The following is a 20338-nucleotide window of genomic DNA, read 5'->3' on the forward strand; positions in this document are numbered from 1 at the left end:
ATAATAGCATTACCGGGCCGCGCCAAATCGCCGCGCCGGCTCGCGCGGACGCCAGCCGCAAGCATCCAGCGCGGTCAATAACTGCTGCTGCGTCAGGCCATGCGCCGCGTGGCCGTGGTTGCCGCGCATATCGCCGGCCGCCAGCAAGGCGTTGACGATGGCCTCCTCCACCGCTTCCGCCGCCGCCTCGAACAAGGGCGACAGATGATCGGCGTTGACCATGCGCACTTCGCTGCACAAGGGCCCTTTATCAGCGTAGTCGCTTACCGGCAGATCGCGGTTGCCGGTGGCGAAGGCGACGAAGATATCGCCACTGGAGTCCTCGGTGCCGCCGCCGGTGCGGGCAATGCCGATGGCGGCGCGCTGCGCCAGCCGCCGGCATTGCTCCGGCAGCAAGGGCGCGTCGGTGGCCAGCACCACCACGATGGAGCCCATGCCCGGCTGCGGCAGCCGCCGCTGCTCGAATGGCGAAGGAATGCGCTCGCAGCTCAAATGCCGCCCCACCGGATAGCCTTCGACCAATAAAGAGCCGCGCTTGCCATGGTTGGCTTGCAACAGCGCCCCCACCGTCCAGCCGCCGGCCGCCGCTGGCAAGCGCCGCGATGCGGTGCCGATGCCGCCCTTGAACTCATGGCAGATCATGCCGCTGCCGCCGCCGACGCTACCTTCGGCCGGCAGCCCGCCGCTGGCCGCCCTCTGCGCAGCGCGCGCGTGCTCCGCCGTCACGTGGAAGCCGTTGATGTCGTTGAGCAGGCCGTCAAAGGTTTCCAGCACCACCGGCATGGTCCAGTACAACTGCGGCTCGCCGGCCACCGCCTCGCGCTCGCCGACGATCAGCGCGTCGCGCACCACGCCCACACTGTGGGTATTGGTCAGCGCGATGGCCGTGGTCAGCATGCCAGCCTCGCGCAGCCATTCCAGGCCGGACGCATCGCCGTTGCCGTTCAGCACATGCACGCCGGCGAAACATGGCGCGTGGCGCGCCAGGCCCGGCCGCGGCTCCACCACCGTCACCCCGGTGCGCGCGCGCCGGCCGTCGGCGAAATCCGCCCAGGCCTCGGCATGCCCGACGCGCACGCCCGGCACGTCGGTAATGGCGTTCAAGGCGCCCGGCTCGCCTTGGCCGATGCGAATGCCCAATGATCTTGCCCTGGATTGCATAGTCATCTCTCCTTCTGCTCATCGATAATCAATACCTTGCGCCGCGGCCGCTGCGCGGCCAGCAGCACACCGGCCAGCACGATGCCGGCCATGATCCAGCCATCGCGCGCCGGCGCGTCCCGCAACGCCGCCCATAATAGATACACGCTGCCGGCCGCGGCCAATAACGGCGGCCACGGCCACCAGGGCATGCGGTAAGGATGGGGATGGCGGCCGCGACGGCTGCGCAGCGCCGCCAGCGCCAGCAATAGATAACTGAGCATCAGCAGAATGACGGTGAACGAGGCCAGGCCGGCCAGGCTGGAATGAAAGGTCAGCAAGGCCGACGGCAAGGCCAGCGCCAGCGTGGCCACCCAGGGGGTGCCGAAGCGCGGATGGAGGCGCTGCAGCGCCCGGCTCGCCGGCGCCGGCCACAGCCCGTCCCGGCCGCTGGAGTACAGAAAACGGCCGCTTTGCACCACGATGGCGATGATGGCGTTGAACACCGACAGGAAAATGCCACCGCTGATCACCCGCGCCACCGCCGGGCTGCTCAAATGGCTAAGCACGTAGTGGATCGGGTCCGCTTGCCGGCTCAGCTCAGCCAGCGACGGCGCGCCCAGGATCAGCGCGGTGACCGGAATCAACTCCACCAGCACCACGATGAGCAGCGTCGCCAGCACCGCCTGCGCCACCGGGCGGCCGCTCTCGCGCATATCCTCGGCGAAATACACCGCGCCGCCGAAACCGTTGTAGGCGAATACCGCGATGCCCGCCATCGCCGCGATCGCCGCGACGGGAACCGTGGCGAGTCCGCCATCGGCCGCGGCCATCACCGGCTGCCACAACACCGCCGCCGGCTGCCGCGCCTCGCTGAAGCCCAGCCAGGCGATCAAGGTCAGCGCGGCCACTTCCAACAGCAGGAAAGAACCGGTCAGCCAGGCGTTCAGCTTGATGTCCAGCACCGCGATGCCGAAGCACAGCACGATCATCGCCAGCGCCACCTCCGCGCCGTCCAGCCGCGCGCCCAGCGCGGAGTTCAGATAGGGCGCGGCGCCGGTGGCCAGCACCGCCGGCACGAACAGCAACAGACACAGGATCAGCAGATACATCAGCAGGCTGAGCCGACGGCCGAATACCCGCTCTATCATCACGTACTCGCCGCCGGCATTGGGATGGGCCGCGCCCAGCTCGGCATAGCACAGCGCGAAGGCAGCGGCCAACAGCGCCGCCAGCGCGAAGGCGAGAAAGGCGCCGCTGCCGGCGCCTTGCAGCGCGAACGGCGCGATCACGAAAATGGAACTGGCCGGCGTCACGCCCGACACCGTGATCAACACCACGTCGGTCACGCTCAATGAACGGCGCAGCCCGGGGCTGGCCTTGGATGTGCTCATGCTCTGCTCTCCTCTTGTTGTGCGGCGCCTTGTAGTCAGACGCGTGGGAGACAGTGTATTTTGGCGCGGAAAGGGGCCCAATCACCGTGACGGGTTACCCCAAACCGGGAGGGCGGGATGGAAGGTCTGTTGAGGGAGTTGCCGCTGCACCAACATCTGGCGCAGTTGATGGCGCATATCGGCCTGCCGGGCTTTTGGCGCCAGCTGGCGCTGCTGCTGCGCGCCAGCGCGCCGCTGGACAATGCGCTGGCGGCCTGTTTTCGCGTCGGCGCGCCGCCCTTGATCCTGGAGGAGTGCGATTTCCAGCACCGCGCGGCGGCATCGCCGATGCCGCTGTACTGCCAGGGCCTCTACCTGCTGGACCCGTTCTATCTGTATAGCCGCCAGCCTTTTGCCGACGGTCTCTATCACCTGCCCGACATCGCGCCCGATCATTTCCGCCAAAGCGAATACTTTCAGCGTTATATGAGCGGCGAAGTGGGCGTGGACGAGGTCCAGTTGCTGCTGCGCGTGGCGCCGGATCAGGTTCTGTCATTGTCGCTGGGAAAAACCAGCGAATTCGCGCCCGCGGACATCGGCAAGCTGCGGGTGATGCAGCCCTGGCTGCTGGCGGCGATGCGGCGCCATTGGCAGTTGCAGGCCGAGCCCTTGCCGCCGCCGGCGCGGCTGGCGGACCAATTGAGCCAGACCCTGGAACGCTTCGGCCACGGCAGGCTGAGCGAGCGCGAAGCCGAGGTGGCGCGGCTGACCTTGTGCGGTCTGTCCAGCAAGGCCATTGCCCAGCAATTGGCGATCTCGCCGGAAACCGTCAAGGTTCACCGCCGCAATCTGTATCTGAAGCTCGGCGTGGCCAGCCACGCCGAGCTGTTCAATTGCTATATCGAGCAACTGCGCGGCAGCGAAGCTTAGAACGTGTTTACGATCTCGCGAGCTAAGGCGAGACAAGGCGAAAACGAGCGAAAAAGCGGAATATACACACGGTACATGAGCATTTTGAGCTCGGTTTCAACGCGGTATCGCCGACGCGCAGCAGACTTTGAACAGGTTCTTAGGCTCGATTCAATTTCCCAGCCACTTGGCCGATAAGCCGACGAATTCGCCGTTCTGCAGGCTCTGGCTCAGCCATTGATCCACCCAGGCTTTCCAGCGCCAGTCGTTGGGCAGCAGATAGGCTTTTTGCGAAAAGTCGAACGGCTTCTCCGGGTGCACCGCGCACAGCTCCGGATGCAGTTTCTGCTGATAACGGGTTTCCACCGCGTCGGTCACCATCAGATCGGCCTTGCCGTCTATGATCTGCCGGAAAATGGTGACGTTGTCCGGATGCACGGTCAGCGTGGCCGCCGGCAGGCGGGCGCGCGCGAACTTTTCATTGGTGCCGCCCGGATTGACGATCAGCTTGACCCGGGGCTGGTTGATCTGGGCGATGGTCTGAAAACGCTGGACGTTTTCACAGCGGGTGATCGGCGTCTTGCCGTCGTTCAGATAGGGCTGCGAATACAGCGCCCGCTTTTGCCGCTCCAGATTGATCGACACCCCACTCATCGCGATGTCGAACTTGCCGGCCTCGTGGTCGCGCATCAGCGTCGGCCAACTGGTGGCCACCAGCTCCAGCTTGACGCCCAGCGCCCGCGCCAGGCTCTCGGCCATCTCGATGTCCAGGCCGCGATAGGCGCCGCTGGCCGCGTCCCGTTCGCTGAACGGACGGTAATCTCCGGTGGTGCCCACCCGCACGCTGCCGCGTTGCAGGATATCGTCCAGGCGGTCCGCCAGCACCGGCTGGCCGGCGATCAGGCCGGCCAAGAACAGGCCGCCCAATCTCTGTGTTGTCTTCATCATGCTTGCTTTCTTCTTCTGTTGTTTGCGCAGCGGACGCTGCCAGCGCCCTGCTCGCAAGACTCGCTCGGCGCGGTCTCAATAGGCCAGCGGGAAGGCGAAGACGTCTCGCTGATAAGTCTCCACCACCACGCTGAACGGCGCGTTGTCGCTGCCGCGATACAGCACCGCGCGGTGCTGCAGCACTTGCTGCGCGATGTCCAGGCCGCCGGCGCCGGCCTTGGGCGCCGGTTTCATTTCCCAGCCGGCCTCCAGCGGCGACCACAGCAGTTTGACCTCCTCGGTCTGACGGCGGAAATTCAGCGCCGCCACCGCGCGGCCAAACGGCACATCGCTGCCGTCCAGTTGGCGGTTCATCTCCGCCGTCAGCTTGGAGGGCAGATACCAATTGTCGGCTTCGGACAGCGCATGCTCGCCACAGGCCAGCTGCACGCGGCGGTAGGCGACGCGCTCGTCCGGCTGCGCGCGCAGCTGCGCCCTCACCTCGGCGCTGGCGTCCTTGTGATCGGCGGGATTGCGCAAGGCGCGGATCTGCGCCGGCGCCGCCATCCGGTGCTCGGCGCACCATTGCTGCAAGGTGCGGGTGGCGCTGCTATTGCTGAGCAAGGTGGCGTTCAGCGTTTGCAACAGCGCCAAGGCCTTGACGCGGGTATCGGCGCTATCCTGCCAGCCGGGGTGATTCCAGCCCTCCGCCAAGACCGGGCCGGCCGCCAGCCATAGGCAGCCGGCGGCCACGAGCATATTCTTGTGCATTTGTTTTCCCAGGGTGAATGGAAAGCGGATGGTAAAGTAAATGCTTTAGTTTCGGTAGCGGTCAATCGCCAAATACCCGGACTTCATTTATGTCCGCCCGCCTCCCGATGCTGGCTGGCGGAGCGCAGCAAAGCCTGGAAAGCCGGCGCCTCGCGCTGACGCTCCAGTTCCGCCCAGATCCTGGCCGGCAGCCCCGGCTCGCGGTAGGCCAACTGGCGCGACAGCATCAGGAAATAAGGCTTCTCCTCCAATGGCAGCCGGCAGCGTTCAATCACCTCCGCCAGTTCCGGGTGCTCGCGCAGCAGCTGTTCGGCGCGCGGGGTTTGCAGCGCCGCGCCGCTGAGCCGCCGCAAGCGCAGCATTTGCAGAATGGCCAAGGGATCGCGGTTGCTGTCGTCTATCTCCACCTGCTGCTTGCGCAGAAAAGCGCCAATGGAAAAATCGGTCTGCATGCCTATCGGCGCCATGCCGCTGGAGAGATGGCTGCCATCCCAGTCCACCGTGGTGCCCTTCAAGCGGTACAAGGAATAACTGGAACTGTGCAGCCGTCGGCCGCCGTCCGGCGCGCCGTCGGCCAATAGCGGATACAAGCCCCATTGTGAGCGCTCCGGCAGGAAGCTGGCGGCGAAGGCGCCGTCCATCTTGCCCTGGCTCAGCATATTGATGCAGCGCCGCCATGGCATCGGCTGCAGCAACACGGCCCGCCGCAACGGCGCTTGCAGTTGCTTGATCAGTTGAATGTCCAAACCGCCGCCGTGGCCGTCCAGCCAAGGATAGGAAATCTGATCCTCGTAACAGAACAACAGCGGTCCCGCCGCCGCGCTCATAGACCATGCCAGCGCCAGCGCCGCCGCCCGGCCCAATCCCCGCCTCATCGTTTCTCTACCCGCCCGTGCGCCATGCTTCCGTTATCGCTCATGCCGTCCCCGCCTGCCAAGCGCCGGCTATTTCTTCTTCGGCGCCGGCTGCACGCCGCGCTCCAGCAAGTCGAACACCCTGGGCCGCGGCGGCTCGCCGTCGTAATACGGCGCGCCCTCCAGCCGTCCCACCTGTTTCAGATGGCGCACCAGCACCTTGCCGCTGTCCGGATAGACGCAGACTTCGTGCGGGTCGTTGACGCCGATGCCCAGATAAACCAGGTCTTCATCGAAAGGGTTGGCGATCTGGTGCGCGACACCATGACCGGCCGGACAGGAAACGCAGTCGCCAGGGCCGATTTCCTGAACGCTGTCGCCCAGGCGCAGCACGCCGCGTCCGGACAGCACATAGAAGATTTCATCCTCGCGGGCATGAGCATGGAAGGGACAGCCCACCCGTCCCGGCGGCAGCCGGGTCAGATTGGCGCCCAGCCGGCCCGGCAAGGCGTCCAAGGCCGGCGTCAGCGGCTGGTAGCTGCCGCCCCAGACCTCGCCCTCCCGATAGTCGACGGCGGCGACCTGCTCGATATTGACCACATTCGGCGGCTTGCTCATGTCTGCGCTCCTGTCCCGGTCTCTTGCCGGACGATGTCGGCATCATCCCGCAGCCGTGAAACCAGAGTCAATCCAGCGCGCGCAAAACCTCGCGCATCGCCCGCACCGTGGCGGCGCTGGTTTCGCGCCAGCCGTACTCATCGCCGCCGGCGCCCATGGATACGCCGGAACGGCGATGGCGCATCGCGCTGGCCACCGCCGCGCTGGCCGAGGCGTGGAATTCGGCGCAGCCGGTGGCGCGCGCCAGCGCGGCCAGATTGTCCGGCCGCAGGCCGCCGCCCGGCATCAGGATCAGCCGCTCGCCCGCCTGACGGCGCAAGCCTGCGATCAGGACCGCGCCGTCCAGCGCCGTCGGCGCCTGGCCCGATGTCAGCAAGCGGCGGCAGCCGCTGGCGATCACCTGCTCCAGCGCCTGCTCGGGATCACGCGCCAGATCGAAGGCGCGATGGAAGGTCGTCGTCATCGGCCCCGCCAGCCGGACCAGCTCGCGCGTGCGCTCGACATCGACCGCGCCATCGGCGTCCAGCAAGCCCAACACCACGCCGTCCACGCCCAAGTCGCGGCAGGCCAGCACATCGCGGCGCATCACCTCGAACTCGTCGGCGGAATACAGGAAATCGCCGCCGCGCGGCCGCACGATCACATGCAGGCCGATGGATAGCCGCTGCCGCGCCAAGGCAATCATGCCCGGCGACGGCGTGACGCCACCGGTTTCCAGGCTGGCGCACAATTCCACCCTGGCCGCGCCGCCCTGCTCCGCCGCCAGGCAGGAGGCCAGCGAGGCGGCGCACACTTCCAACTGTCTATCTTGCGACAAAATATCGTTCTCCCTCGGTTGAATACAGTCCGGATTTTGACCGCTTGCGCCGGCCGCGTTAAGCTGCAAATTCAAGTGACGCGAACGTAAGTCGATATGCTCTATTTTGAAGATCTGCAGCCGGGACAACTATTCCACAGCCCCAGCCACACCCTCGGCGAAGAGGAACTGACCGGCTTCGCCCACCAGTACGACCCGCAATATTTCCATACCGATCCGCAACGCGCGGCGGACAGCCTGTTCGGCGGCCTGGCCGCCAGCGGCTGGCAGACCAGCAGCCTGAGCATGCGGCTGGTGACCCAGACCGAATTGGGGAAAATGGCCAATGGCTTGATCGGCATGCAGATAGACAAGATGCGCTGGCCGCAGCCCACCCGCGCCGGCGACACGCTGCGCGTCAGCGTGGAAATCCTGGACAAGCGCCGCTCCGGCAGCCAGCCAGGCTTTGGCGTGGTGAAAGTGCGCTGGACCACCCGCAATCAGCGCGACGAAGTGGCGATGCAGCTGGAGTGCTCGATCTGGGCGCAATGCCGCGCGCTGCCGCGGCAAGACCAAGACGCGCCCGCGCCGGCGGCGCAAACCGCCTAGCCGCGCGGGCCCGCCTGGCCGGATCAGCGGCGGACCTGGATCATCTCGGCGCTGCGCAGCGCCTGCAATTCCTTGCCGCCGGCGTAGCTGATGGACGACTGCAAGTCTTCCTTCAGCTCGCACAGCAGCTTGCCGATGCTGCCCTTGTACTCCACCAGGATTTTCTTGCCCTCGACATTGACGTAGGCGCCCTTGTTGAACTGCGAGGCGCTGCCGAAGTACTCCTTGTAGTGCTTGCCGTTGATCTCGACGATATCGCCGGCGGATTCGTCATAGCCGGCGAACAGGGAACCGGCCATGATCATGCTGGCGCCGCAGGCCATGGCCTTGGCCATGTCGCCGTGCTCGACGATGCCACCGTCGGCGATCACCGGCACGCTGACCGCGGCCACGCAGTCCTGCACCGTGGAAATCATCGGGCGATGAAAGCCAGTCTTGTTCTTGGTGATGCAGACGCGGCCGCCGGCGATGCCGGCCTTGATCGCGTCGCAGCCCCAGCTTTGCAGATCGCGCGCGGCCTCGGCGGTGGCGATGTTGCCGCCAATCAGGAAGGTGTCGGGGAAGTGCTGCTTGATGTGCTTGATCATGCGCTCGGCCTTCACGCACCAGGCGTTGGCGATGTCCAGCGTCATGTATTCCGGGGTAAGACCGGCCTGCTTGAGCGCGGCCAGTTGTTCCAGCGTGTCCTCGTTGACGCCGACGCTGATGGAGGCGAACAGGCCCTTGGCCTGCATGTCGCGAGTGAACTCGACCGCGTCCACATTGAAGCGGTGCATGGTGTAGAACCAGCCTTGCCGGGCAAAGAACTCGCAGGTGTCGGCGCTGACCACCGACTTCATGTTCGACGGGTAGATCGGCATGTCGAAACGGCGCGGGCCGAACTGAACCGAGGTATCGCACTCCTTGCGGCTGTCCACCACGGTTTTCTTCGGCACCAGGTAAACGTCGCCGTAATTGAGTTCTGTCTTGATCATGCGTGTGCTCCCAAAGCGGAATGAAGAGTCAAAAAACGAGGGGCCCCAAACATAAACGGGAGCTCGATGGCTCCCGTTTACAGTGTCCCCTGCGACGCCTCGCTTGGCTCGCACGCACTTACCGGCACACCTTACGCCGCAGGTTTCTTCACGTCAAGCGATTTTATTTCAGATCAAGACAAACGGCTATTTGTCGCACCAGCTGCCGTCGGCGTCGCCGCCCAGCCAATTCAGCACCGGCTGCCAGGCGTCGCGGTCGCGCTGGGTGCGCGATGGCGGCAGATCGAACAGCGACAGGCCGCTGGAAGCCGCCTGCACGTAAAGCTGGGTGTCGCGCAGCCAGGTCAGCACCGGCACATCATGATTGGCCAGGAATTTTTCCAATTCGCGCGCCGAGCGGGTGCGCGGGTCCACCCGCATGCCCACCACCGCCATGAAGGCCTTGTTCTTGCGGATCGCCTTTTCTTCCAGCAATTGCTCGAAGAAGGCCTCGCTCGCCCACATATCGAACGGAGAAGGTTGAATCGGCACCAGGATGCGGCTGACGCGGGACACCAGGGCCGCCAGCTTCTTGCCGTGCAGGCCGGCGGCGCTGTCCAGCACCACCACCTCGGTGCCCTTGGGCGGCCGCGCCGCCTCGCCGGCCTTGACTTCCCAGCCGGCGATGGAAGGCAGCGCCGCATCGCGTTGCGCCAGCCAGCCCAGCGACGACTGCTGCCGGTCCACATCGCCCAGCATCACCCGTTTGCCGCGCGCGGCGTAATAGCCGGCCAGATTGGTCGCCAGCGTCGATTTGCCGCTGCCGCCCTTGGGATTGGCCACCAATACCGATTGCACATCCGCCTCCTCTGCCGTTTGCGATGGCCCACTATACCAGAGGGGAAGTGCTTGCCGCAGCCGGGCCATCTGGCGTAAGGTCGAAGCCCGGAAAAGGAGTCCTCATGCCGCAAAACTATGACGCCATCTTGTTCGACATGGATGGCCTGATGATAGACACCGAGAGAATTTCGATGGAGTCCTGGCGCCGCGCCGCCGACGAACTGGACATGACGCTCAGCGATCAATTGCTGCTGGACATGGTGGGCCTGTCCATGCGCCGCTGCACCGAATTCCTCAGTGAAAGGCTGGGCAGCCAGGACCACGCCGTCGCGCTGCAAAACGTGGGCCGCCGGCATTACTGGCAGATGCTGGAGCATGAGGAGATCCCGCTCAAGCGCGGCATCGAGGCGCTGCTGGACTGGGTGCGCGAACAGAAGCTGCCGCGCGCGGTGGCCACCTCCACCCAGCGCCAGCTGGCGGACATCAAGCTGGGCCGCACCGGGCTCGCGTCTTATTTCGATACCGTGGTGGCCGGCGACGAAGTCGCCCATACCAAGCCGGCTCCGGACGTCTACCTCGCCGCCGCGCGCAAGCTGGGCGTCGATCCGCTGCGCTGCGTGGTGCTGGAGGATTCGATCTACGGCCTGCACGCCGGCGTCGCCGCCGGCATGCGGGTGATCCTGGTGCCGGACCTGGTGACGCCGCCGGCGGACCAGACCCATCACGCGCTGGCGGTATGCCAGGACCTGCACCAGGCGCTGGAAGTGCTGCAACAGCTGGCCTGAGCGACGACCTGCTGCGCGTGATGAGGCGCGACACGGCGAGTTCAGCCGCGCCGCCTTGTCACGCCTTAATCCGCGCGATCGTTAATCGGCTCTCAACCGTGGCCGCGGATGCGCGCGACCAGTTCATCGCGCACATCTTCGGCCTGGTCGTTGCCCACCTGGCAGGTGCCGGCCGCCTCGTGGCCGCCGCCGCCGTACTGCAGCATCAGCGCGCCGACATTGGTGCGCGAGCTGCGGTTGATGATGGACTTGCCCACCGCGAACACCGTGTTCTGCCGATTGACGCCCCATAGCTGGTGGATGGAGATATTGCAGTCCGGGAACAGCGCGTAAATCATGAAGCGGTTGGTGGGATGGATCACGTCCTCATGCAGCAGGTTCAACACCACCAGATTGCCGTAGACGCGGGAACAGCGCCGGATCTGCTCCTTGGCCAGCGCCTCGTGCTGGCGGTACAAGTCCACCCGCTCCTGCACATCGGGCAAGGCCAGGATCTCGTCTATGCCGTGGTCGCGGCAGTAACGGATCAAGTCCAACATCAGTTGGTAATTGCTGACGCGGAACTCCTTGAAGCGCCCCAGGCCGGTGCGCGCGTCCATCAGATAATTGAGCAATACCCAGCCGGACGGGTGCAGCACTTCCTGCAGCGAATACTGGGCGGAATCCGCCTTGTCCACCGCCTCCATCATCTCGTCGCTGATATTGGGAAACGCCTGCTTGCCGCCGAAGTGGTTGAACACCACCCGCGCCGCCGACGGCGCCTTGGGATCGATCACATAATTGTCCGCGCTGGAATTGCGCAGGGTTTCGGAAAGATGGTGGTCGATGACCAGATGCGCCGCCGCCACGTAAGGCAGGTTGGTGGTGATGTCGTTCTCGGTGATTTCCACCTTGCCGTCCTGCATGTCCTTGGGGTGAGCGAACTTGATCTCCTTGATCATATTCAGTTCGTTGAGCAGCACCGCGCACACCAGTCCGTCGAAATCGCTGCGCGTCACCAGGCGATATTGCTGTTGCGACATGAGTTCCCTCTCTCCCTTTAGAAGGGCCGGCGCGGCCCCGCCCGCGCCGTACGGCGCCTCAGTCGACCGGCGACACCTCCAGCGCGCCGGCCATCCCGTCCGTCAACGCCGCCAGCAAGGCCTCGGCCTCGGCGAGCGGCAGGCTCAGCGTCAAGCTCACCCGTTCGCCGTAAACGGGCGTCGATACCGGCACGCCCAGTTCCTGGCACAAGTGGCGCAGCCGCGCCTCGCCGGCGAAATCCACCGTCGCCGCGTAATCACCGCGCGCCACCACCGCCATCAGGCTGGCCATGTCCATCGCGGCATTGACAGCTTGAGTGTAGGCTCTGACCAAGCCGCCCGCACCCAATTTAATTCCGCCGAAATACCGGACCACCACCGCCAGCACATCGCAAACGTCCTTATGCCGCAACACGTTGTACATCGGCCGCGCCGCGGTGCCGGAAGGCTCGCCGTCGTCGTCCAGCATGGAATCCGCGCCGCACAGCAGCACCGCGCAGTAATGGCGCGCGTCCGGCCATTGCGCGCGGATCTCCGCCAGCCGCGCCAGCGCCTCTTCCCGGCTGCTCACCGGCTGCACGATGCCGATGAAACGGCTCTTCTTGATCTCGATCTCGGCCTGCGCCCTTGCTTGCAACTGGAACATTCCGCCCCTCGGCTTGTCTGAGGTGGAGGATTGTACCCCATCGCCGGCAAAGCGCCGGGCAGGCACTACAATGGAAATGGGAACGCGCCTTATTCACCTTGATGAGGAGTCCAAGCCATGATCGCTCTGCTCGTCGTATTGGTTTCGCTGCTTGCCGTGGTCTGGGTAATGCTGGACAAATTCTGGCTGGATGATGAGGAAGAGGCTCGCCTGTCTCATTATCTGCCGGACAAGGATCATGTTTAAACGCCCGCCCGCTTGAGAGGACGCGCCCGCGCGCTTGTCATTCCGCGGCGATGGCATGAAAATGTGCGCATCAATTTGACAAGGTCATCGACTTGCCGCTAACCGCCATCTGGATCGCCAGCGCGCTGATCGCGCTGATCGCCGAGTTCTTCTCCGGCACCTTCTACCTGCTGGTCGTCGCCGTCGCCATGCTCTGCGGCGGCGCCGCCGCCTGGCTCGGCGCCGCCGAAGCCAGCCAATACGTGATCGCCAGCCTTGCCGGCGTGGCCGGCGTCGTGCTGGTGTACGGCTACAAGCGCCGCCATCCGCCCGCCCCCAGCCAACCGCGCGCCGACGACCCGGACCTGGGCCAGCCGGTGCAAATCCTCCATGCCGCCGCTTCCGGCCATGCCCGCGTGCAATACCGCGGCGCGGCCTGGGACGCGGCGACGGTGGACGGCGTAAGCCTGGAAGCCGGCGCCACCGCCTACATCGTCGGCCGCGACGGCAATCTGCTCAAAATCAGTTCAACCCAACCGGAATAACAAGACCCATGGAACTCCTGCCCCTGATCCTGCTCGCCGCCGTCATCGTCTTCGTGTTCAAATCGCTGGCGGTGGTGCCGCAGCAGAACGCCTACATCGTCGAGCGCCTCGGCCGCTATCACGGCACCCTGGCGCCCGGCCTCAACATCATCATTCCCTTCATCGACCGCATCGCCTACAAGCACAGCCTGAAGGAAGTGCCGCTGGACGTGCCCAGCCAGGTCTGCATCACCCGCGACAATACCCAGTTGAAAGTGGACGGCATCCTCTACTTCCAGGTCACCGACGCCCAGCGCGCCTCCTACGGCACCAGCAACTTCATCATCGCCATCACCCAGCTGTCGCAGACCACGCTGCGCTCGGTGATCGGCAAGATGGAGCTGGACAAGACCTTTGAAGAGCGCGACGAGATCAACCAGACCGTGGTGGCGGCGCTGGACGAGGCCGCGATCAACTGGGGCGTCAAAGTGCTGCGCTACGAGATCAAGGACCTGGTGCCGCCGCAGGACATCCTGCACGCGATGCAGGCGCAGATCACCGCGGAGCGGGAAAAGCGCGCGCGCATCGCTCAATCCGAAGGCTTGAAGATGGAGCAGATCAACCTGGCCAACGGCGCGCGCGAAGCGGCGATCCAGAAATCCCAGGGCGAGATGCAGGCCACCATCAACAATTCCGAAGGCGACAAGCAGGCCGCCATCAACAAGGCACTGGGCGAGGCCGAGGCGCTGCGCCTGGTGGCCGACGCCACCGCCGACGCGATCAAGCGCGTGGCCAGCTCCATCCACACCGAGGGCGGCCTGGAGGCGGTCAACCTGAAAGTGGCCGAGCAATACGTGGCCGCCTTCGGCAAATTGGCCAAGGAAAACAACACCATCATACTGCCGGCCAATGTCGCCGATGTCGGCTCGCTGGTGGCCAGCGCGATGAGCGTGGTCAAGCAGACCCAGCGCTAATCCCTTCTTAATCCTTGCCCGGCTTGAATATCGGCCGGGCCGCCCTCATAATCGTTCGCATGAAATTCTTCACCGACCTGTTCCCCGTCATCCTGTTCTTCGCCACCTACTGGCTGAGCCGCGACATGTTCATCGCCACCGGCGTCGCCATCGCCGCCACCACCTTGCTGGTGGGCTGGACCTGGCTGCGCCACCGCAAGGTGGACACCATGCAATGGGTCAGCCTGGGCCTGATCGTGGTGCTGGGCGGCGCCACCCTGCTGCTGCACGACAAGCACTTCATCATGTGGAAGCCCACGGTGCTGTACTGGGTGATGGGCGCCGGCCTGCTGATCAGCGACTTCCTCGGCAAGAACGGCCTGAAACTGATGATGGGTCAGCAGCTGCAGCTGCCGGCGCCGGTATGGCGCAAGCTGACCTGGGCCTGGACCGGCTTCTTCGCCTTCATGGGCGCGCTCAATCTGTTCGTCGCCTACCGTTTCAGCGAAGACGTCTGGGTCAATTTCAAACTGTTTGGCGGCCTGGGCCTGATGCTGGCCTTCGTCATCGCACAAAGCCTGTTCCTCGCCAAATACATTGAGGAAAAGAAATAATGCTTTACGCCATCATCGGCCAGGACACCGCCGACTCGCTGCCGCGCCGGCTGGCAGCGCGGCCCGCGCATCTGGCGCGGCTGCAGTCGCTGCAGGATGCAGGCCGCCTGGTGCTGGCCGGCCCCTGTCCGGCCATAGACAGCGCCAATCCCGGCCCCGCCGGCTTCAGCGGCAGCCTGATCGTCGCCGAGTTCGAATCGCTGGACGCCGCCCAGGCCTGGGCCGACGCCGACCCCTATATCGCGGCCGGCGTCTACGCCAGCGTCAGCGTCAAACCCTTTCTCAAGGCGTTTCCGCAATGAGCAGCACGCTTGAACTCTTGAACGCCGCCTTGCAGGCGCTGGAGCCGGAACACCTGGACATCCAGGACGACAGCGCGCTGCACGCCGGCCACGCCGGCGCGCGCGACGGCGGCGGACATTACACGCTAACCATTGTCAGCGCCCGCTTTCAAGGATTGGGCCGCGTGCATCGCCACCGGCTGATCTATGAGGCCCTGGGCAGCTTGATGCAAACCAAGGTGCACGCGCTGGCCATCAAAGCGTTCACGCCTGAAGAAATCTGACTTGATTCCAAAGAAGGACAACCCCATGAAGCTTTCCCGCATCGCCGCCGTCGTGCTGGCCACCAGCATCGCCCTGCCCGCCGCCGCGGAATCCATCGCCGTGGTCAACGGCGCCGCCATCGACAAGAAAGAACTGGACACCGCCGTCGCCAACGTGGTGCAAAGCAGCGGCGGCAAGGCCCAGGACAATCCGGAACTGCGCGAGCAGCTGAAGAACTCGCTGATCACCCGCGAAGTGATTCTGCAGGAAGCGCGCAAGCGCCAGCTGGACAAGCAGCCGCTGTTCGCCCAGCGCCTGGACGACATCCGCAATGAAATGCTGCGCGAAGCGCTGTTCGCCGACATCGCCAAACAGGCGCCGGTGACCGACGCCCAGATCAAGGACGTCTACGACAAGCTGGCCGCCCAGCAATCCGGCAGCAAGGAAATCCACGCGCGCCAGATCACGCTGAAGAGCGAGGCCGACGCGCAAAAAGTGATTGCCGACCTGAAAAAAGGCGCCAAGTTCGACGACCTGGTGCGCACCCGTTCCATCGACCCCAACGCCAAGCAGAGCAACGGCGAAATGGGCTGGGGCAACCTCAACCGCATGGATCCGCCGCTGGCCGCCGCGCTGAAGGACATCCGCAAGGGTCAGACCAGCGGCAAGCCCTACCAGTCCCCGCTGGGCTGGCATGTGTTCAAGGTGGAAGACATTCGTGACGCCAAGCTTCCGTCGCTGGATGAGGCCAAGCCGCAAATCGGCCGCCAACTGCAAGAAGAAGCCATAGCCAAGGCAGTGGAAGACCTGCGCGCCAAGGCCAAGATCCAATAAACCAAACCTTCAGGACACCTAAGAATATGCGTAAACTCCTGCTGACCAGCGCCCTCGTCGCCGCCTTCGCCGGCAGCGCCATCGTGGTTGCCGGCCCGGTCGTCAACGGCCAGGCCATCTCCGACGCTCGCATCGACGCCGTGGTCAAGATGATGGAAGCCCAAGGCCAGCCGGCCAACCCGCAAGCGCGCGACATGGTCAAGGATCAACTGGTCACCGCCGAAGTGCTGCGCCAGGAAGCCGTGAAGAAGGGTCTGGACAAGTCGCCGGAATTCGCCGCCGAACTGGCCAATATGCAAGCAATGGCGCTGGCCAACCGCCTGATCAAGGACTATGAAAAGTCCAATCCGGTCAGCGACGCCGACCTGAAAGCCGAATACGACAAGCTAGTGGCCAGCGTGCCGGAAACCAAGCAATACCACGCTCGCCATATCCTGGTGAAAACCGAAGCCGAAGCCAAGGCGGTGATCGACGCGCTGAAGAAAGGCAAGTCCTTCGACAAGCTGGCCAAGGAAAAATCGCAGGATCCGGGCAGCAAAGACAAGGGCGGCGATCTGGACTGGCAGGAAGCCGGCACCTTCGTAGCGCCGTTCTCCGAAGCCATGACCAAGCTGTCCAAGGGCGAAGTGACCGCCAAACCGGTGAAAACCGAGTTCGGCTGGCACGTGATCAAGCTGGACGACGCCCGCGTGCAACGCAATGTACCGGCGCTGGACGACATCCGCCCGCAACTGACCCAGCGCATCATGGGCGGCCGCGTGGAAAAGCTGATCGCCGAGCTCAAAGCCAAGGCGCAAATCCAGAAGTAAGCCGCGCGCCGTGGCAAAGCAGACCAAGCGGACCCCGGTCCGCTTTTTTCATACCTCTCGCATAAGCGACGCCGCCAGGCCGCGCCCCTGCCCGCCTTGCCGTCGCACCGCCTCATGCCCATGGTTTTTCCGCAAGGTCGCAAAAACGTCTCCAAAAGTTTTATCCGCTGTCCTATAAGTAATTATTCACTTTTTGATCACTTCATAAATATATTAAATTGGAAGTACCACAATAAAGTCACCACGGGACAAACTGATGAAAAACCTGCGCATTGGACAAAGACTCGCCCTCGCCTTCGGCGCGCTGATCGCCCTGGTGCTGATCATGAGTGTGGTCATGCTCAACGGACTCTCCTCCATCAGCGACGGCATGGAGGACATTACCGACAACCGGCTGGAATCCTTGCTGATAGTCGCTCAGCTGGACCACCACCTGCAGCAGCAACGCATCGGCGCGCGCGATCTAATCATTGAAACCGATCCGGCCAAGATGGCCGAGATCAAGGCGCAGACCGACCAAACCATCAAGGCCTTCAACAACGCGGAAAAGGCGCTGGAAGACCACTTCGCCAAGTTTCCGCCAATACCGGCCACCGCCGCCCTGCTCAAAGACGTGGGCCAGGCCCAGGAAGCACTGGACGCGCCCACTAAAAAGTTGATGGCGCTGGCGATGGCCAACCAGAACAAGGAGGCAGAAGCCTTCATGGTTGGGGAGCACCGCCCGCTGATCCACCAGTTGGAACAAAAGGTGGAAGCCCTCAGCAAGGCGCTAGCCGACCGCGCCCAAGACAGCCGCAAGGACGCGGAAACCAGCGCCACCGCGGTGCGCGCCACCGCGCTAACCATCACCGCCATCTGCCTGGCCGCGGCCGCGCTGATAGGCTGGCTGCTGACCCGCTCCATCACCCGCCCGCTGAACAGCGCGGTGGAGGCCGCTCGCGAAGTGGCCGCCGGCAATCTGCGCATTGAGTTGACGCCGGACGGCAAGGACGAACCGGCCCAGGTGATCGCCGCGCTGGCCGATATGCGCGAGCAGCTGGTGAAAGCCATCGGCAATGTGCAGCAAGGCGCGGAAGAAGCCAATAGCGTGGCCGGCCATCTGTCCGAATCCGCCGAGCAGGTGCTGACCGCCTCGCACCAGCAAAGCCAGGCTGCCGCCAGCTCCGCCGCCGCGGTGGAACAGCTCACCGTCAGCATCAGCCACGTGGCCGAGGCCGCCCAGGAAGTACGCGAGCACGCGCAGACCAGCCTGGTCACCGCCAAGAACGGCACCGCCCAGCTCAGCCTGCTGATCAAGGAAGTCGACAATGTCGAGAAAGCGGTCAACGGCATCGCCGACGCGGTGAAGAACTTCGTCGCCAACACCCGCAAGATCACCAGCATGACCAGCCAGGTGCGCGACATCGCCGACCAGACCAATCTGCTGGCGCTGAACGCCGCCATCGAGGCCGCGCGCGCCGGCGAACTGGGCCGCGGCTTCGCGGTGGTGGCCGACGAAGTGCGCGTGCTGGCGGAACGCTCGGCCGAGTCCGCCAAGGAAATCGACCAGGTCACCCATGTGCTGGGCACCCAGTCGGTGGAGCTGGAAGACGCCATCACCACCAGCCTTGCTTCTCTCAGCAGCAGCCAGTCCTTTGTCTCCACCGTGGAAAACGCCTTGCAGGAAGGCGAACAAGCGGTGGCCAAGTCCACCGACAGCACCGGCACCATCGTCAGCGCGGTGCAGGAACAGAAGCTGGCCAGCACCGAGATCGCGCAGAACATGGAAAAAGTGGCGCAGATGGCCGAGGAAAATACCGCCATCGTCAGCAATGTGGCGGACAGCTCGCGCTCGATGTCGGACATCGCCCAGAACCTGCATCAGGCGGTGCGTTTCTTCCGCATCTGAGCCGCCAGCCGCTAGTCAAACATCAAAGCCGCCCTCCCGGGCGGCTTTTCATTTGCGCGCGCTCAGATCTTTTCGTCGAAGCTGAACACCGGCGTCCCCTTCTTCAACACCTCGCCGCGGAAAAAGGCCGGGTGCTGGCGGTACATGTACAGCATCAGCAACAAGCCGACCACGGCCACCGTCACCCCCAGGATGAACACCAGACCCAGGCCGCCGATATGCGAACCGCTGCCGAAGGCCGGGTCCATGCTGTCCAGCGTGGTGCGGATCAGCGCGACGAACAACAGGATGCCGCCCAAGCCCGGGCACAGGCCGCGCAGCAGGAAATGGCGCGCTGAGGTCAGCGCCTGTTTGCGGAAATACCAGACGCAGGCAAAGGCCGTCAGGCCGTAATAAAAGCACACCATCATGCCCAGAGCGGTAATGGTATCGGACAGTACGTTCTCGCTGACCACCCGCATCACCGCGTAAAACACAGAGGCCACCAGCGCGGACACCACGGTGGCGTAAGCCGGCGCCTTGAAGCGGGACTCCACCACCGCGTACTTGGCCGGCAGCGCTTGATAATGGCCCATAGCCAGCATGGTGCGCGCGGGCGACATAAAGGTGGATTGCAAGGACGCGGCGGAGCTGGACATCACCGCCAGCGACAGCAAGATGGCCGCCGGCCCCATCACCGGCCCGGCCAGCGCGGTGAACACATTGGCCGCGATGGCCGGATTGGCGAGGCCCGTGGCGTCGGTGCCCACGCCGGCGAAGGACACCACCGCCGCGCTGATCAGCACATAAGAGCCCACCAGCAGCACCATCACCAGCGTGGCGGCCTTGCCGGACAGATTGGCGCGTTTGTCGCCCGTGGTTTCCTCGCTGATGGTCACCACCGTATCCCAGCCCCAATAGGCGAAGATGGACACCGCCACCCCGGCGGCGAATTGGGAAAAGCTCTCCACCGCGAAGGGATTGAACCAGCTCCACTCCACCGGTATGGAATACGGATGGCCGCCGTCGGCGGCGGCGCTGAACGCCGCCCAAGCGAACCAGGCCAGCACCAACACCTGAAACGACACCAACACATATTGCACCCGCTTGGTGGATTGCAGGCCACGGCAGGAAATCCAGGTGGCCACCGCCATGAAGCCGAGGCAGGAGACGATGTTCACCGCCGTGTTGTCAGGCAGGGCCGCGATGTCCGGCCGCCCCAGCGCCTGGCCCAAGGCCAGATACATGAAATCCATCGCCACCGCGGCGGTATTGGACAGCACCAGCACCGTGGACACCACCAGCCCCCAGCCGGCGATCCAGCCTATCCACGGCCCAAACGCGCGCGTGGCCCAGGTGAAGGAGGTTCCGGCGTCCGGCATCTCGCGGTTCAGCTCGCGGTAGCCTATCGCCACCAGCAACATCGGAATGAAGCTGACGAAAAACACCGCCGGCATCTGCTTGCCCACCTGGGTGGCCGCCGGCCCCAGCGAGGCGGTCAGCGTGTACGCCGGCGCGCACACCGAAATGCCGATCACCACCAGGCCGAGAATGCCGATGGAGCCGGCGGGCAAACCCTTGGCGCTGAGTCCTCCCCCGTCCGGGGCCGGCAGCGCGTTGTCAACATTACGCATGGTGCATCTCCTTTGTCCGGGACCGCGTCGCAACGTCGGCCCTCGCCTTGTTATGTGTCCGCGCCGGCATGCGAATGCCGCCGCGAATGC

At 64.6% G+C, this 20338-nt stretch carries 24 protein-coding genes; 12 read left to right on the forward strand and 12 right to left on the reverse strand.

Features of this window, described 5'->3' with window-relative positions; all coding sequences use genetic code 11:
- Positions 1-9: 9 nt before the first annotated feature.
- Both VI26_RS17705 and VI26_RS17710 read right to left on the reverse strand, forming a co-directional pair.
- Complete coding sequence (locus tag VI26_RS17705; protein WP_231581046.1) at positions 10-1167, reverse strand: P1 family peptidase; 1158 nt, start codon at positions 1165-1167, stop codon at positions 10-12.
- Entirely contained in the window at positions 1164-2534 is a 1371-nt protein-coding gene (locus VI26_RS17710; RefSeq protein ID WP_048411074.1) for an APC family permease, read from the reverse strand. The genes VI26_RS17705 and VI26_RS17710 overlap by 4 nt, the downstream gene beginning before the upstream one ends.
- A 117-nt stretch (positions 2535-2651) precedes the next feature.
- Between VI26_RS17710 and VI26_RS17715 the strand changes: the two genes are divergently transcribed.
- Positions 2652-3443: a helix-turn-helix transcriptional regulator gene (locus VI26_RS17715; RefSeq protein WP_048411075.1), complete on the forward strand. Its 792-nt coding sequence runs from the start codon at positions 2652-2654 to the stop codon at positions 3441-3443.
- A gap of 150 nt (positions 3444-3593) precedes the next feature.
- On the opposite strand, the gene VI26_RS17720 is transcribed toward VI26_RS17715, so the two are convergent.
- The 5 genes from VI26_RS17720 to VI26_RS17740 form a co-directional block, all read right to left on the reverse strand.
- Entirely contained in the window at positions 3594-4370 is a 777-nt protein-coding gene (locus tag VI26_RS17720; protein ID WP_048411076.1) for a transporter substrate-binding domain-containing protein, read from the reverse strand.
- A gap of 75 nt (positions 4371-4445) precedes the next feature.
- Positions 4446-5120, reverse strand: a complete 675-nt coding sequence (locus tag VI26_RS17725) for a hypothetical protein (protein WP_231581047.1) — start codon at positions 5118-5120, stop codon at positions 4446-4448.
- A gap of 83 nt (positions 5121-5203) precedes the next feature.
- Positions 5204-5995, reverse strand: a complete 792-nt coding sequence (locus VI26_RS17730) for a hypothetical protein (RefSeq protein WP_156183933.1) — start codon at positions 5993-5995, stop codon at positions 5204-5206.
- A gap of 69 nt (positions 5996-6064) precedes the next feature.
- Complete coding sequence (locus VI26_RS17735; RefSeq protein ID WP_053074489.1) at positions 6065-6592, reverse strand: cupin domain-containing protein; 528 nt, start codon at positions 6590-6592, stop codon at positions 6065-6067.
- Between the two features lie 67 nt (positions 6593-6659).
- Entirely contained in the window at positions 6660-7409 is a 750-nt protein-coding gene (locus tag VI26_RS17740) for a copper homeostasis protein CutC (protein WP_048411077.1), read from the reverse strand.
- Positions 7410-7505: 96 nt separating this feature from the next.
- Between VI26_RS17740 and VI26_RS17745 the strand changes: the two genes are divergently transcribed.
- Complete coding sequence (locus VI26_RS17745) at positions 7506-7997, forward strand: MaoC family dehydratase (RefSeq protein WP_048411078.1); 492 nt, start codon at positions 7506-7508, stop codon at positions 7995-7997.
- Positions 7998-8020: 23 nt separating this feature from the next.
- Here the strand turns inward: VI26_RS17745 and VI26_RS17750 are convergent, their stop codons facing one another.
- Both VI26_RS17750 and VI26_RS17755 read right to left on the reverse strand, forming a co-directional pair.
- Complete coding sequence (locus tag VI26_RS17750; RefSeq protein WP_048411079.1) at positions 8021-8971, reverse strand: GMP reductase; 951 nt, start codon at positions 8969-8971, stop codon at positions 8021-8023.
- 186 nt (positions 8972-9157) lie between these two features.
- Positions 9158-9808 carry a ParA family protein gene (locus VI26_RS17755; protein ID WP_048411080.1) on the reverse strand — a complete coding sequence of 217 codons (651 nt, stop codon included), beginning with the start codon at positions 9806-9808 and terminating at the stop codon, positions 9158-9160.
- Between the two features lie 104 nt (positions 9809-9912).
- On the opposite strand from VI26_RS17755, the gene VI26_RS17760 reads away from it, so the two are divergent.
- Complete coding sequence (locus VI26_RS17760) at positions 9913-10575, forward strand: HAD family phosphatase (protein ID WP_048411081.1); 663 nt, start codon at positions 9913-9915, stop codon at positions 10573-10575.
- 92 nt (positions 10576-10667) lie between these two features.
- Here VI26_RS17760 and VI26_RS17765 read toward each other — a convergent pair whose 3' ends face one another.
- Together VI26_RS17765 and VI26_RS17770 are read right to left on the reverse strand one after the other, a co-directional pair.
- Positions 10668-11597 (reverse strand): exopolyphosphatase, encoded by a 930-nt coding sequence (locus VI26_RS17765; RefSeq protein ID WP_048411082.1) that lies wholly within the window; start codon positions 11595-11597, stop codon positions 10668-10670.
- Between the two features lie 58 nt (positions 11598-11655).
- Complete coding sequence (locus VI26_RS17770; protein ID WP_048411083.1) at positions 11656-12243, reverse strand: YigZ family protein; 588 nt, start codon at positions 12241-12243, stop codon at positions 11656-11658.
- A 117-nt stretch (positions 12244-12360) separates the two neighbouring features.
- Between VI26_RS17770 and VI26_RS25190 the strand changes: the two genes are divergently transcribed.
- The 9 genes from VI26_RS25190 to VI26_RS23350 all read left to right on the forward strand — a co-directional run bounded on the left by VI26_RS25190 (position 12361) and on the right by VI26_RS23350 (position 18635).
- Positions 12361-12489 carry a hypothetical protein gene (locus VI26_RS25190; RefSeq protein WP_255360820.1) on the forward strand — a complete coding sequence of 43 codons (129 nt, stop codon included), beginning with the start codon at positions 12361-12363 and terminating at the stop codon, positions 12487-12489.
- Positions 12490-12581: 92 nt separating this feature from the next.
- Entirely contained in the window at positions 12582-13013 is a 432-nt protein-coding gene (locus tag VI26_RS17775; protein WP_048411084.1) for an NfeD family protein, read from the forward strand.
- An 8-nt stretch (positions 13014-13021) separates the two neighbouring features.
- The gene (locus VI26_RS17780; protein ID WP_048411085.1) at positions 13022-13966 is read left to right on the forward strand and encodes an SPFH domain-containing protein; all 945 of its coding nucleotides are present in this window, start codon (positions 13022-13024) and stop codon (positions 13964-13966) included.
- Between the two features lie 59 nt (positions 13967-14025).
- Positions 14026-14559 (forward strand): septation protein A, encoded by a 534-nt coding sequence (locus tag VI26_RS17785; RefSeq protein WP_048411086.1) that lies wholly within the window; start codon positions 14026-14028, stop codon positions 14557-14559.
- On the forward strand, positions 14559-14861 hold the full coding sequence (locus tag VI26_RS17790; protein WP_048411087.1) for a YciI family protein: 303 nt from the start codon (positions 14559-14561) through the stop codon (positions 14859-14861). The genes VI26_RS17785 and VI26_RS17790 overlap by 1 nt, the downstream gene beginning before the upstream one ends.
- Positions 14858-15124: a BolA family transcriptional regulator gene (locus tag VI26_RS17795; protein ID WP_048411088.1), complete on the forward strand. Its 267-nt coding sequence runs from the start codon at positions 14858-14860 to the stop codon at positions 15122-15124. Before VI26_RS17790 ends, VI26_RS17795 begins: the two co-directional genes overlap by 4 nt.
- Positions 15125-15149: 25 nt before the next feature.
- Complete coding sequence (locus VI26_RS17800) at positions 15150-15938, forward strand: peptidylprolyl isomerase (protein WP_048411089.1); 789 nt, start codon at positions 15150-15152, stop codon at positions 15936-15938.
- Between the two features lie 26 nt (positions 15939-15964).
- Entirely contained in the window at positions 15965-16747 is a 783-nt protein-coding gene (locus tag VI26_RS17805) for a peptidylprolyl isomerase (RefSeq protein ID WP_019100385.1), read from the forward strand.
- Between the two features lie 256 nt (positions 16748-17003).
- Complete coding sequence (locus VI26_RS23350; protein WP_053074490.1) at positions 17004-18635, forward strand: methyl-accepting chemotaxis protein; 1632 nt, start codon at positions 17004-17006, stop codon at positions 18633-18635.
- Between the two features lie 62 nt (positions 18636-18697).
- Here the strand turns inward: VI26_RS23350 and VI26_RS17815 are convergent, their stop codons facing one another.
- On the reverse strand, positions 18698-20248 hold the full coding sequence (locus VI26_RS17815) for an APC family permease (protein WP_048411090.1): 1551 nt from the start codon (positions 20246-20248) through the stop codon (positions 18698-18700).
- Between the last annotated feature and the right edge of the window lie 90 nt (positions 20249-20338).

The sequence above is a fragment of the Chromobacterium sp. LK1 genome (assembly GCF_001043555.1).
Taxonomy (GTDB): domain Bacteria; phylum Pseudomonadota; class Gammaproteobacteria; order Burkholderiales; family Chromobacteriaceae; genus Chromobacterium; species Chromobacterium aquaticum.